Origin of the sequence: Brevibacterium sp. CT2-23B (assembly GCF_013168765.1) — a bacterium.
In the GTDB taxonomy this organism is placed as follows: Bacteria; Actinomycetota; Actinomycetes; order Actinomycetales; family Brevibacteriaceae; genus Brevibacterium; species Brevibacterium sediminis.
On sequence record NZ_JABBYK010000005.1, the window covers coordinates 250019 to 264029 of the forward strand.

The 14011-nt window shown below is 62.6% G+C and carries 9 protein-coding genes; 2 read left to right on the plus strand and 7 right to left on the minus strand.

All coding sequences use genetic code 11. From position 1 onward, the window contains the following. Positions 1 to 864: 864 nt before the first annotated feature. The 7 genes from HIM68_RS14100 to HIM68_RS14130 form a co-directional block, all read right to left on the minus strand. Positions 865 to 1953 carry an N-acetylmuramoyl-L-alanine amidase gene (locus HIM68_RS14100; protein ID WP_229664217.1) on the minus strand — a complete coding sequence of 363 codons (1089 nt, stop codon included), beginning with the start codon at positions 1951 to 1953 and terminating at the stop codon, positions 865 to 867. Between the two features lie 152 nt (positions 1954 to 2105). Beyond that, complete coding sequence (trxA, locus tag HIM68_RS14105; RefSeq protein ID WP_039211718.1) at positions 2106 to 2423, minus strand: thioredoxin; 318 nt, start codon at positions 2421 to 2423, stop codon at positions 2106 to 2108. A 123-nt stretch (positions 2424 to 2546) separates the two neighbouring features. Further along, positions 2547 to 3533 (minus strand): thioredoxin-disulfide reductase, encoded by a 987-nt coding sequence (gene trxB / locus HIM68_RS14110; protein ID WP_139467599.1) that lies wholly within the window; start codon positions 3531 to 3533, stop codon positions 2547 to 2549. A 149-nt stretch (positions 3534 to 3682) separates the two neighbouring features. Then, positions 3683 to 6112 (minus strand): virulence factor MviN, encoded by a 2430-nt coding sequence (locus tag HIM68_RS14115; RefSeq protein WP_172173167.1) that lies wholly within the window; start codon positions 6110 to 6112, stop codon positions 3683 to 3685. A 22-nt stretch (positions 6113 to 6134) separates the two neighbouring features. Beyond that, the gene (murJ, locus tag HIM68_RS14120) at positions 6135 to 7754 is read right to left on the minus strand and encodes a murein biosynthesis integral membrane protein MurJ (protein WP_172173170.1); all 1620 of its coding nucleotides are present in this window, start codon (positions 7752 to 7754) and stop codon (positions 6135 to 6137) included. A gap of 3 nt (positions 7755 to 7757) precedes the next feature. After that, positions 7758 to 10070, minus strand: a complete 2313-nt coding sequence (locus HIM68_RS14125) for a DUF6049 family protein (RefSeq protein WP_367647543.1) — start codon at positions 10068 to 10070, stop codon at positions 7758 to 7760. After that, a complete protein-coding gene (locus HIM68_RS14130) occupies positions 10067 to 10555 on the minus strand; it encodes an NUDIX domain-containing protein (RefSeq protein ID WP_025779589.1) in 489 nt (162 codons plus the stop codon). The genes HIM68_RS14125 and HIM68_RS14130 overlap by 4 nt, the downstream gene beginning before the upstream one ends. A 140-nt stretch (positions 10556 to 10695) precedes the next feature. Here HIM68_RS14130 and HIM68_RS14135 point away from each other — a divergent pair, with 140 nt between their 5' ends. Continuing rightward, positions 10696 to 12171, plus strand: a complete 1476-nt coding sequence (locus tag HIM68_RS14135; RefSeq protein ID WP_172173173.1) for a CCA tRNA nucleotidyltransferase — start codon at positions 10696 to 10698, stop codon at positions 12169 to 12171. 108 nt (positions 12172 to 12279) lie between these two features. Further along, positions 12280 to 13986, plus strand: coding sequence for an AMP-binding protein (locus HIM68_RS14140; RefSeq protein ID WP_172173176.1), 1707 nt, complete (start codon positions 12280 to 12282; stop codon positions 13984 to 13986). Positions 13987 to 14011 lie beyond the last annotated feature (25 nt).

Sequence of the window (14011 nt, forward strand, 5' to 3'; positions counted from 1 at the left end):
AACTACCGCCTCTTCGCTTCATTGTTTCACGTGAAACAACCGAGCACTGATAAGAGACGCGCTGCTACTGAACACTCGTCTTTGAGCTGAACGAACAGCCCTATTAGTACTGGATGTAATGAGTATAGGGTCGGGGATTCTCAACGCCCCGATACCTGATATTTCGATGTGCCGAACGCGAGTACTGTCGATTACCTCTTCTGACTGGTCCAGCGAATCGCCCGTTCGAAGTGATGTCGCTGGCGGCGTGATTTGAGCCGTTGCCACCGCAATTGCTTGAGCAGTAAAAGGGCGGGCTAGTTCGACGCCATCAGGATGCTGTGGTGTCAGCCGGGGCTTGTGGGTGTTGTTATTGTCGTCATTGGTGTTGCGCCATCGGAGAGCTCGTATGGTTTCACGTGAAACGGCGGACCTGGATTAGCCTCTTTTGTCGTCGGGTGAGAGCAACTCAGTTCGTGTGTATGGTCATTGCGAGGGTACACGAGGTCGCGGCCGAGAGTTTGAATTCGCAGGCAGTCGTCCAGATGGCTTCGCTCTTCAAAGGAGGTCCATTGTGGCTGGGGCGCTGCGTCGGTTGATGCCTGCCTAGTATGCCGTTTCACATGAAACCTAGCTCGCCCGCCCATGCTGCGAGGTCGGGTGCGTTCGGTACGCGCGCTGCGTCGGGGTAGGGGGTCGACCGTTATCCGTGGTATGTGTTGTCTCTGAGCTGCATCGACCCGTCTTCGGCGCTTGAAGAGAGCGCCTGTTCTCTGTGGTTAGTCGTCTGTGCTTTGTCTCCAGAGGGCCAAGACTGAGGCGAGAAGAGCCGTGCTCCTATTCAAGAAGCACGGCTCTGGAGGCAGCGATGTTGAAGCTGGGTGACTAGTTCAGCGCCTTGATGGCATCGAGACTGAGTGTGCCGGTCTGCGGATCTTTGTCCTCAAGAATGTAGAGGCGCTGGAGCGCAGCGGCTATGCCGTCGGCGATCGCGTCCCTGACGTGCGGGTCCTTGAGATTCTCGAGATCGTCAGGGTTGGTGAGGTAACCGCTGACGACATGCACCTTCGGAGTCTTCAGTCGCTTGAGTGATGACCACGTGCGCGCATGCGTGCGGCAGTCCAGCATTCCGGTCCGTGCGACCAATTCGCCTTGGATGAGCTCCGCCAGCTTCTGCCCCGTGGGCGAGTTGAGGTCCGCCTGACGTTCATGACCGAAGTAGAAGGTTGCCAGTCCGTTGGCATCCTTGGATTTGCTGACATCTGCCGTGACGGTGATGACCGCAGATGCGCCGAGTGTATCTGCGCGATTGACCTCGACAGCATCGCCTTCGAGGAGAAGAGCCCCCGCTCCGATGGCTTCCAAACGACCGACAAGGCGACTTGCTATGTCTGAAGTGATCTGACGTTCGAGGGCAGATTGCTCGTCAGTCATCGGCAACGTTTGGAAATCTACAACTGTAGTTGCCGCCTCGATGACAAAAGTGCGGCCGACGAGGGATGTGCCCGAGGCTGCCACACGTGCACGTTCCTGAAGCGCGAAGAGATTGCCGGTGTCCTGGTTGCGGTCGATCGCGTTGAGTCCGCGCAGAGTCTGTGGTCCCGTGACACCGTCGACCTTCGTACCCAAACTCATCTGCAGTTCCTTGACCGCTGCCTCGGTCAGAGACGCGTACTCGGAATCGATACGACCTGGATAGAACCCCAGGCCGGCGAGTTTGGTCTGGAGGTCGACGACATCATCGCCTGTCAGCACCCTGACGGGGTCGAATCGGAGCACACGGTCACCCAACTGATATCGGGCCTGTTCCAGCGCAGAAAACGTCTCAGGACCCAACACACCGTCGCAGAGGATCCCTCGATCCTGCTGGAACTGGCGGACACCCAGCTCAAAGGCTCGATCGAAGTCCGCGGTCTCGGTATCACCGACATGGAGCCCCAAACGTGCCATCTGAGCTTTGATATTGGGCAGCATCTCGGAAATGTCGCCACGCGAATAGCGCGGTAAGTTCGTGTTCGTCAATGCGTTGCCAATCGTAGGTGATGCGTTTCGAGGGTCAGTGTTCAGCGGCGCTCAGAAATGCCTAAGGCGCCCGTTGATACTACAACAGGCGCCTTAGAACTCGATCAGATGAAGTCGGAGAGCTCATCCTCGAGAGCGGGCTTCGGACGTGCGCCGATGATGGTCTTGGCGACTTCGCCGTCCTTGAAGACGTAGAGCGCCGGAATCGAGGTGATTCCATAGGTGCTTGCGGTCTCGAGATTCTCGTCAGTGTTGACCTTGACCACGTTGAGCTTGTCTCCGTGCTCTTCGGCGATCTGGTCGACGATGGGGCTGACCATACGGCAGGGGCCGCACCAAGGAGCCCAGAAATCGACGAGTACGGGCTTGTCGGACTTCAGTACGTTCTCTTCGAACGTGGCATCAGTGACTTCTGTCGACATGAGTAACCTTCCTTCACAACGAATGTCTCTATCAGAACAGTGGAGCTGGATCTTTCATTCCCGGGCCTATTCGCTCGGCCCGCTGTGCTGTCAAGCGCAGCGATACGAGCGGGCGTTTCGGGATCAGGAAGCGACTGAGGCTTCGGCCACTGCTGCCTCCGCCATGGCGGGCTTTGAAGCAGCCTCAAGATCACCGAGGTAATGTTCGGCGTCGAGGGCGGCCGAGCAGCCCGAACCGGCAGCAGTGATGGCCTGGCGATAGACCGAGTCGATGACGTCGCCTGCTGCGAAGACGCCCTCGACAGACGTCTTCGAGGTGCGACCGTCGACGCTGAGGTACCCGTCGGCGCGCATCTCAAGCTGATCGGCGAACAGGCTTGTGCGCGGGTCGGAACCGATAGCCACGAACATGCCGGTCACCGGCAGTTCTGAGGTCTCCCCAGTCACCGTGTTGCGGATGGTCAGCCCGGTGAGGGAATCTTCACCGTGGACTTCGGCGACCTCGGAGTCGAGGAGGAACTCGAGCTTCTCATCGGCGTTCGCGCGGTCCTGCATGGCCTGCGAAGCACGCATCTCCTGCCGACGGTGGACCAGCGTGACCTTGGACGCGAAACGGGTGAGGAAGGTGGCCTCCTCGAGTGCGGAGTCGCCGCCGCCGATGACAGCGATGTGCTGGTCACGGAAGAAGAATCCGTCACAGGTGGCGCACCAGCTGACTCCGTGCCCGGAGAGCTTCTTCTCGTTGGGCAGTCCGAGCTCGCGGTACGCCGAGCCGGTTGCCAGGATCACGGCCTTGGCTGTGTAGCGCGCCCCCAGAGCGGTCTCGATCTCGTGAGCACCCGGGTTGAGTTTGAGGGTCTCGACATCGTCGTAGATGACCTCGGCACCGAACTTCTCAGCCTGCTCTCGCATGCTCTCCATGAGTTCGGGCCCCTGCACACCGGCGGGGAATCCAGGGAAGTTCTCGACGTCGGTGGTGTTCATCAGTTCGCCGCCTGCGGTCACCGATCCTGCGATGACGACCGGCGAGAGGTTCGCACGGGCCGCGTAGACGGCCGCGGTGTAGCCGGCTGGCCCCGATCCGATGATCACCAGTTGAGTATCAGTCATGTGAAAAGTTCCCTGCTTCTATCTGCTGTGCTCAGCGCGCCGCGGAGTGCCGCGCGAATTGACGTTCGTATCTATAACGGTACGGTGCCGCGGACTATTCCGCACCCGAATCCTGTCCGGCATCAAGGTACGAGGAACTGCTGGTCGGTTCAGAAGAACTTCACAGAGCTGATGGTGGCCTTATAGCCGCCATCGGTCTGCGGAAGTTCAGTGACCCAGAGGATGAGCTTGTCCGTCTCGACGTCTTCATCGAACTCCACGGTGACGGCGCCGTCGGCATCGAAGACGCCTTCGCCGATGACCTTCGCGTCCTCGGGGTCGTCCCCGTCACGGATCTCGAACTTGCCTCCGGAGTTCCCCGACGCCACCTTCACCTTGCTGATGGTGGACTCGTCCTCAAACTCGAAGAGCAGACCGACACCGGATTTGAGATTGCCGAAGCTCGCCGAGTTGTACCGGTCGGTGTTCCAGGATCCTTCGGCCTTGGGAATGACGTTCTCGGTTTCACTGTCGTGTTCCGATCCGTCGCCTTCGGGGTCGAGGGATTCGACCGTCTTGATCTTCGGAGGATCGGCTTTCGGAGTCTTCTTCTCTTCCTTCTTCGTCGGTTGCTCGCTCGCTGCGGACGTCTCGGAGACCGGAGTGGACTCCTCGTCTCCCGAGTTGAAGCCGACGATGACGATGCCGAGCACGATTGCGGCAACGACCGCGAGGCCGAGAACCAGCCACAGGAAGGGTTTCCGAGTGGCGGCTGGATCCCGCTCGTCGGGGCCTGCTCCACCCGAACCGCTGCCAGCACCGCCGGAAGCCGCGCTGCCGCCAGCACCACCGGTGCCGGCACCCCCTGCCGTGGCACCTGCTGTCCCGGCAGCCTTGTTTCGGTTCTTCACAGACCCAGCCTGGGCTGCACCGGTCGAATCGCTGTGCTGTTGGCGCGGTTTCCCGGCCTTGCGCTCAGCAGGGCGCACAGATTCGGAGCCCTCAGCCGCCTCGGCGCGGGACTCACCACCGGTGTTCCGGTTGTCGACTGCACTGCGATCGTCAACGGAGTCCGGGGACAGCCGGCGCATCTCCTTCGGCGGTGCGGCAGCATTGGCTTCCTGCTGACGGGCAGTCGAACTCGCCTCGAAGGCGGCAAGCCGCCTGCGCGCTTCGTCTTCCTTGGCCTTCGCGATCCGCCGTTCGCGTTCATACTCGCGTCGCTGATGCTCGCGCTGCTGTTCATTGGTTTCGAACATGCCGCCGAGGAACCAGGAACCGTCGTCCTCGTCCTCGCCGTCCATGATCACGCGAGTATCGTTCTCATCGCCTTCGTCGTCGTTCTCGGGAACGATCTCAAGTGCCTGAGTGTCAGGATCCGAATCGTCTTCCCGGCTCATGATCGGGGTCGTGAGGTTCTCGTCGTATTCGTGCTCCGCATACTCCGAATACTCCGAGTACGTCTGCTCCGGTTGCCATTCCTCCCAGTCCTGAGCGGCGCTGTCGAGTTGTTCCTTCGCAATCGGGAAGCTCGAGGCCTCGCGCATCTGCATCCTGTCGGCATACCGGCCCGTGGTGCTTCCGACCACTCCGGCCGCCAGTCCCCGCGTTCCCGGACGAGTGATTCCGATGCGCACCAGGGCGGCCTGCACCTGATCTTCGCTGGCGCTGGTCGAACCGCCGGGACCGGGCCCGATGGTCTTCGAACGTGGAGCGGGCAGGCTGGTGGCCTCATCGAAGCTGCGCGGCGACTGATCGAACAGATTCTCGTTCTCCGCCACCGGAGCGCGATTGACGTAGCGCAGCAGTTCCGGGTCCCACTTGTCGATATAGCCGAGAACCTCGGCGACCGAACCCGGACCGGGATCCGAACCTGTGATGATTCCACTGACGAAATCATCGAGTCTGTCAGGGACCTCGGGGTTGAGCGCCTGCGCCCGGGCGATCCGGGCGTTCTCTTTCTCCGCAGGTGGAATGCCGTCGAATGCCTCTTCGCCGGGCCAGTATCCGGTCAGAGCCGTGTAGAAGAGCTGGACGAGCGCGAGGGCGTCTCGACGTGAGGCCTTTGTCGGCGTGTAGTCCTTCTGCTCGACGAGCCCGGTGTCCAGCGCCAGTGCCGCATCGATGCCGATGCCTGCGATGACCACCGCACCCTTCGACGTCAGACCGACCAGACTCGGACGCAGGAACATGTGGAACAGTCCCCGCCTGGCGGAGGTCACTAGCGCCGAGCCGACCTCGCCGATGAGTGCGCAGGCGGCGTCGACGGGCAACGGCGAACGGGGCAGGATCTGGTTGAACGGCGTCACCGCGATGCGCTTGATGACGATGTAGTCCAGTCCGTTGGAATGGCCGACGTCGAGGGTCGGGGCGATGCGCGGGTCACCGAGTATCGACACACGACGGGCGGCTTCGAGGACGTCGTTGGAACCGTCGGCATCGGCGACGAGGATGAGCACGGGTTCATCGAGGATCGCATCGAGTCCGGTACAGACGGCACCGACCTCGGGCTTTTCGGGAAGCCATCGGCGGTCGACTGTCGATACGACATAACGGCCGGCCACCACCATGCCGGGTTCGATATCGATCAGGGCGACCACCTCCGGTGGGGATTGACGGGGCTCAGGCTGTTTTCCTTAGTTTTCCAGCTACCACGCCAATAATCGAATGCAACTCTCTGACTCTGAGCAAATAACAAGCTCCGATGAAGAACAGGAGCATCACGGTGCCGACGGCAGCCGTGGTGATGAACGCCTGCCAGCGTCCTGCCAAGGCGAAGTCCGGGAAGAAGTAGAGCAGACCGAACCCAGCGCCTGCGGCGACGATCGCAGCGAGTAGGAACTTCATGTGCGAGGTGAGGATTCCGCGCAGGTCGATGGCGCCGAGGCGCTTCTTCAGGACCGCAAACGAGATGATCATCGCTATCAGATAGCCGAGGCTCATGACGAGACCGATGATCGCCACCGTCACCGACTTCGGGAAGATCGATACCGAGAGCACGGCCAGGGACTGGAAGATGATCTGCGGCAGCTGGATGAGGAACGGGGTCTTCGCATCCCCGTAGGCGTAGAACACCCGCTGCGCGAGATAGTTCGCGCTGAAGGGAACGAGGCCGAAGACCATCGTGATGATGACCAGACCGATGGCCATGGCCTGTTCGCGACCAGGACCGGCAATGATCATCGCCACCGGTGAGGCGAGGACGACGAGGGCGGCGAGGGCGAAGGTGTTGACCATCCCGACCATCCGCACACCCATCGAGAAGTCGCCGACGACAGCCTCGGTGTCCTCCTCGGCCGCGTTCTTGGCCAGAGAGGTGAACAGCGCCGTGGCCAGGGACACCGCGATGAGCGAATGCGGGAGCATGAACACGAGGTAGGCGTTCGTATAAGCGGCGTTCGAGGCGTTTCCGTCGCCGGGGATCGACGCCCCCGAGGCGACGCGGGAGATGATGAGGAAGCCGATCTGGCCGATGAGCATGGCTGCGAACGTCCAGAAGGCGACCTTGCCTGCCGAGCCGAGACCGACTCCCCGGAATCCGAACGTCGGCTTGTACCTGAAGCCGATGCGCTTGAGCGGCCAGATGAGGATGAGCGCCTGAGCCGCGACGCCGAGGGTCGCCGTTCCGGCGATGAGGGCGATCTTGTCCGGGGTCCAGGTGTCGAGCCCGTGCGGAGACGCATTGTTCGTGCCGAAGATGAGGATGAAGACGGCAAGTCCTGCGATAGCGACGACGTTGTTGAGCACCGGTGCCCACATATAGGGACCGAACGACGACTTCGCATTGAGCACCTGGCCCAGCAGCGTGTAGAGGCCGTAGAAGAACAGCTGCGGCAGACACCAGAAGGCGAAAGCCGTAGCCAGCGCCATCTGCTCCTCGCTCCACCCCGAAGAATAGAGCCAGACGAGCAGCGGGGCAGCAGCGGTGGCGATGATGCTCACACCGGCAAGGAGCAGGAACGACAGCGTCAACAGTCGGTTCGTGAAGTCGGCACCGCCGTCTTCCCGTTTGGAGGCACGCACGATCTGCGGGACGAGGACAGCATTGACCACACCGCCGGCCAGCAGCATGTAAAGGGTGTTCGGCACCTTGTTGGCTATATCGAAGGCATCGGCCTGGACCGCCGTGACTCCGATCGCCATGGCCAGCATCGAGGCTTTGACGAAACCGAGCACACGCGAGGTCATGGTGCCGGCGGTCATGATCGCCGAGGACCGGGCCAGGGATGAGAAGCTGGACACGCTCTACCTCTTTTCGGGGTCGTCGGTCTTGGCGCGGGCCATCGCATCGGCCAGCTGCTGTTCGGGGATCTTCGGTCGCCCCCGAGAAATGGTCTTGATCAAGCCGATCACGAACACCACGGCCAGGGCCAATCCGATCACAGCGGTGCCGATGTTCTCCCAATCGGCGCGGACCCGAACCATGAGTGATTCCTGCTTGGGCAGGACCACCTCGTCGGCGGTGACCATCTCGATCGTCGTCGGCACATCGGCGTTGGCGAGGCCCTCGACGGGCACGTCCACACGCATCGTCTCCGCGGCAGGCACCTTCACGGTCTCCGTCTCCTGCGCCCGCAGCTGCGGAGTGTTCGGCTTCATCCGGATCCTCAACGTCGCCTCGGCGGGGGAATCATTGACGATCGTGACCGGAATCGTCGTCTTCTCGCCGGTGACGAGGAGGACGGACGAGCCCTTGCGCAGGTGCAGGCTGTCCATGAGGTTCTCGCTCTGCTCGCGGGCCTGACCGGCGCAGATGTTCGCGTTCCGGCCCAGGGTCCACGCCGCCGAGGTGCAGGTGAGGAGTTCGCGGTCGAGCCGGATATCGGCGCTGTCACGGTCACTGAAGACGCTGTTGAAGTCCGCTTGGTTCGCCCGGGTCATGGCCAGCGATTCCACGGCCCTCTTGCGGATGTGCGGAGCGTCGGCCTCCGTCCGAAGCAGCCCGCGCGCCTCGGAACCGGAATCGAGGATCTTGTCGACTCCGGTGGGAGCGATCCACGGTGCCGAGCTCAGTTCCTCGACGGTCTGCTCCCAATTCGCCGAGGCGGCCGCGCGTGGGAGCGGAACGAACAGGCTGCGAGTGCGGTAGGGCGCCTCGGATTGGATCACCGCGGACTCCGCGACGAGCTCCGACAGTGCCCCGGCCGGGTTGTCCTCGGCGATCGCCTCGGCGCTCATGTCCGTGAGCTTCGTATCCGAGATGAGAGTGTCGATCGTCGACTCCCCGTCATCGGTGATCGTCGTCTGAGAATGCGCATCATCGTGGATGCCGGTGATCGAGGGCTGCTGACCATCGCTGAGGATCGCGGTGGAATTTCCGGACTTCTTCAGTGCCCGCAGCCCGTTCTTCGTCGCACTTCCGGCAACCGGCCAAGCGATGTCCGTGCGGGCATCGGGGAAGACGTCCTTGACGATCTCGCGCTGCTTCTGAGCGAAGGAGCTCAGTCGGTCTATCTTCGTCCCGCGCAGAGCACTGAGATCGGGATCGCCATAGGGCAGAGCGACGACCGTGTGCTTCTGTGCCGCCTCCACGAAGTCCTGATACCAGGAATCGAGGCGTTTGCGCTGCTTCTCTGCGGCTTCGAGTTCGGCACCGCTGGAATCGGCGTCATCGTTCTCCGGTGCTCCGACCGGTGGCGACTGAGTCTCCTCACCGCTTCCCCCGTCGGGCTCTTCGGTCTCCTCCGGTGCGTCGGCGGGAGTCGGTTCGGCGATCGCGGCTTCGAAGGAAGCGATGATTCGGGGGTCGATCGCCAGAGCGAGCTCTTTGTGTTCCAGCAGCTTTGCGATCGTGTCGAGCGAACCGCCTTCGGCGATGGCGGCATCGAGCCGGTCGGAAGGGATGAGCCCGCCCTCGGAATGGCCGGGCAGAGTGACGGGAGCGAGCAGGCTGATCTTCGTCTGATCGAACTCCGGATCCGGGTACCACGTGGTGAAGCCGAGCGCAGAGGCTCGCAGACCGGTGTCGTCGCCGAGCTGAACCGCCAGCCCCCGCGGGCCCCAGGAACTCACGGGTGAGGACTTGCTCAGGTCGAGGTCATCGGCGGGCACGCGGAAGGTGAATTCCGCGGAGGTGCCGGGATCGATGGTGTCGTCGAACGAGGTGTCGAGGGTGATTCCCGAGCTGTCATCGGAATCGGCGTCCTTGTCCTTCTTCGCCTTCTTCCTTGCTTCGGTTCCATCATGTTCGAGATCGGCGACGGTGCGGTGCTGTGCCTGTCCCTGCTTCCAGGAGGTCAGGCGGGATTCGGAATCGAGCTTGCGAGTCGACATCTGCAGGCTCAGGCTCGGCTTCTCGACCGCCTTCTTCGTCGTGTTCGAGATCGTTCCCCGCACGGTCAGCGTGCCCTTGTCATCGATCCACGGAGTCACCTCGTCGAGGGTGATCGAGACCTCATCCTTCTTCGCATCGGTGTCCGCGTCGGTATTCGCATCGGTGCTGGCTGCGGCCGGGGCGGCATCGAGCAGCGGATATGCGAAAACCGGCCCTGCGAGCAGCAGGAGCGTGCTCAGCAGGGCGGTGAGGAATCGCAGTCGGCGGATGGGAATGGGTTTCACTGCTCCAGTCGGGACACCATCGGTCGGGCGGCGGCGACGATTCGGCGCTCATTGGCGAACGACAGTCGCGAACGCAGGTCATTGAAGGGCACCCACGCCGCATCGATCGCTTCTTGGTCAGGATCATTATCCACTGTCAGAGTCCCCGACTGTGCACGCAGCAGGAAATGGTGGACGAGTTTGTGGATCCGGATTCCGGTCACGGTGAACCAGTAGTCGACGGTTCCGAGCGGGCAGATGATCTGCCCCGCGATCCCGGTCTCCTCTTCGACCTCACGGCGGGCCGCCTCGGCGGGGGTCTCCGTTCCTTCGAGATGCCCCTTGGGGAGGCACCATTCGATCCGGCCGGCGCGATTGATGCGCGCGATGACGGCCACGGTCAGCAACGGGTGAGAGAAGTCGACAACGATGCCACCGGCGGAGATCTCCTCCACTGTGGTGCGGCGGGACGTGCGGGGTCCCGGCTTGGGCATCGGTGTGGTCATTCTCCTACCTTAGTAGGCGAAGCTTGGAAGTTTCGTGTCATCTGCTCCCGGTAGGCTTATGGAGATCGGAACTCACGCCTGGACGCGGGAGACGAGTTCCCATGGGCAAGAGCAGAGATCTGAAGAATTGAAGGAGCTCGGTGGATCCGCAGACCGCGCACAACCGACTGCACGACAAGCTCGACGAACTCGAGCACATCCTCGGCCCGCTGGGTCAGAGGTTCTCCTCAGCCGGTTTCGAACTCGCCCTCGTCGGCGGTTCCGTCCGTGACGCGCTGCTCGGTCGCCCCATGCCCGACCTTGACTTCACCACCGATGCCCACCCCGACGACATCCTCGGACTGATCTCCGATTGGGTCGACACACATTGGGACATCGGACGCGAATTCGGCACCATCGGGGCCGTGAAGTCCGGTGTGCAGATCGAGATCACGACCTACCGCGCAGAAGCCTATGAAGAGGACTCGCGCAAACCTGTGGTCGCCTTCGGCACGGACCTCGACGCCGACCTCGTCCGCCGCGACTTCACGATCGGGGCGATGGCGATCCGGCTGCCCTCGAAGACGTTCGTCGACCCGCATCATGGATTCGACGACCTCATCGCCGGTCGCATCCGCACCCCCGGGGCCGCCGCGGACTCGTTCTCCGATGATCCGCTGCGGATGATGCGCGCGGCCCGGTTCACCTCTCAGCTCGGGCTCGACCCAGTGCCTGAGGTGGAAGAGGCGATGACGGCGATGGCCGATCGGATCGAGATCATCTCCGCCGAACGCATCCAGGTCGAACTCGTCAAGCTCATCACCGGCATCGATCCGGTCGCCGGAATCGACCTGCTCGTGCGCACCGGAATCGCCGACCATGTCCTCCCCGAGGTGTCCGGACTGCAGCTCGAGACCGATGAGCACCATCGGCACAAGGACGTCTACCAGCATTCGCTGACCGTGCTGCGTCAGGCAGTCGAACTCGAGAGCCGATATGCCGCGGCTCAAGAGGAGGCCGGAATGGCCGACGATGATCCGCAGCGCCTGCGCGTGCCGGACTTCGTCGTGCGTTTCGCCGCGCTCATGCACGATGTCGGCAAACCCGCCACTCGGCGCTTCCAGCCCGGCGGTGCCGTGACGTTCTACCATCACGACGCGGTCGGTGCGAAGCTCACGGCCAAGCGGATGAAGGCGCTGCGCTTCGACAAGGACACGACGAAGGCGGTCGGCCGCCTCGTCGAACTGCATCTGCGCTTCTACGGCTACGGCGATGCCGGGTGGACGGATTCGGCGGTGCGCCGCTATGTCACCGACGCGGGACGGCTGCTTTCGCGGCTGCACATTCTCACCCGTGCGGACGTGACCACCCGGAACAAGCGGAAGGCCGATCGGCTCGCGTTCGCCTATGACGACCTGGAAGAGCGCATCGAGTCCCTGGCGAAACAGGAAAAACTCGATTCGATCCGCCCGGACCTCGACGGCAAGCAGATCATGGCGATCCTCGATATCGAACCATCACCGCTGGTGGGCAAGGCGTACAAGCATCTGCTCGAGCTGCGGATGGAGCACGGGCCGCTCGGACGCGAACGCGCCGAGGCGGAGTTGCGCTCCTGGTGGGAATCCCACGGTCAGTGACCGACCCCCGCCTGCTCACCGGCTGATCAGTGCTGATAGCTTCGTAATCGTTTAGATTTGTGTGTGACGTCACATGATGTGACGGTGGCGAAAGGTGAGGAGACCACAATGACAGTGACCGAGGAGTTCCGCGCTGCCCGAGACAAGCTGATCGAGCTCCGCAGCGATTACGAGGCCGCGCGCGAACAGTTCGAATGGCCGCGTCTCACGCACTTCAACTTCGCACTCGACTGGTTCGACAAGATCGCCGAGAACAACGACAAGCCGGCTCTGTGGATCGTCGAACAGGACGGAACTGAGGGCAAGTGGAGCTTCGCGGAGCTCTCCGCGCGGTCGAACCAGGTGGCGAATCACTTCCGCCGCGCCGGGATCAAGCGCGGCGACCATGTCATGGTCATGCTCAACAACCAGGTCGAGCTGTGGGAGACGATGCTCGCCGGCATCAAGCTCGGTGCCGTGCTCATGCCGGCCACCACGCAGCTGGGCCCCATCGATCTCACCGACCGTGCCGAGCGCGGTCAGGCCGAGTTCGTCGTCGCCGGCGCCGAGGATGCCGCGAAGTTCGATGACGTCGATGTCGAAGTCGTCCGCATCGTCGTCGGCGGCGAGCCCACCCGCCAGCAGGACTACAGCTACTCCGATGCCGATGATGAGAGCACCGAGTTCGACCCTCAGGGCAGCTCGCGCGCCGATGACCTGATGCTCCTCTACTTCACCTCGGGCACCACCTCGAAGGCGAAGATGGTGGCCCACACCCATGTCTCCTACCCGGTCGGTCATCTCTCGACGATGTACTGGATGGGACTGACACCCGGCGACGTCCACCTCAATGTCGCATCGCCCGGCTGGGCCAAGCACGCCTGGTCGAACATCTTCACCCCGTGGATCGCCGAAGCCTGCGTCTTCCTCTACAACTACTCGCGCTTCGACGCCAACGCCCTCATAGAGACCATGGACCGCGTGGGAGTGACGAGCTTCTGCGCCCCGCCGACAGTGTGGCGCATGCTCATCCAGGCCGACCTCAGCCACCTGAAGAATCCCCCGACGAAAGCTCTCGGTGCCGGTGAACCCCTCAACCCCGAGATCATCGACCGCGTTCACAGCGAATGGGGTGTGCTCATCCGCGACGGCTTCGGTCAGACCGAGTCGACCCTGCAGATCGGCAACTCGCCCGATCAGGAGCTCAAATACGGTTCGATGGGCAAGGCCCTGCCCGGATTCGACGTCGTGCTCATCGACCCGGCGACCGGTGAGGAAGGCGACGAGGGCGAGATCTGCCTGCGCCTCGATCCTCGCCCCGTCGGATTGACCACCGGATACTGGAGCAACCCGGAGAAGACCGCAGAGGCCTTCGAAGGCGGTGTCTATCACACCGGCGATGTGGCCTCCCGTGACGAGGACGGATACATCACCTACGTCGGTCGCGCCGATGACGTGTTCAAGGCCAGCGACTACCGGCTCTCCCCCTTCGAGCTCGAAAGCGTGCTCATCGAACACGAGGCCGTCGCCGAGGCGGCCGTCGTGCCCTCGCCGGATCCTGTGCGACTGGCTGTGCCCAAGGCGTATGTCGTGGTGTCGAGCAAGTTCGAGGCCGATGCCGAGACGGCCCGGTCGATCCTCGCCTACTGCCGTGAGAATCTGGCTCCGTACAAGCGCATCCGCCGACTCGAGTTCGCCGAGCTGCCGAAGACGATCTCCGGAAAGATCCGTCGAGTCGAGCTGCGCGCCCGCGAAGACCAGCTGCATCCGTTCAGCGGCGAACCCGTCGTCGAGGGCAACGAGTACGCCGACACGGACTTCGACCTTAAGAGCTGAGCGGTGCCGCGACTCTCGTTCAAGC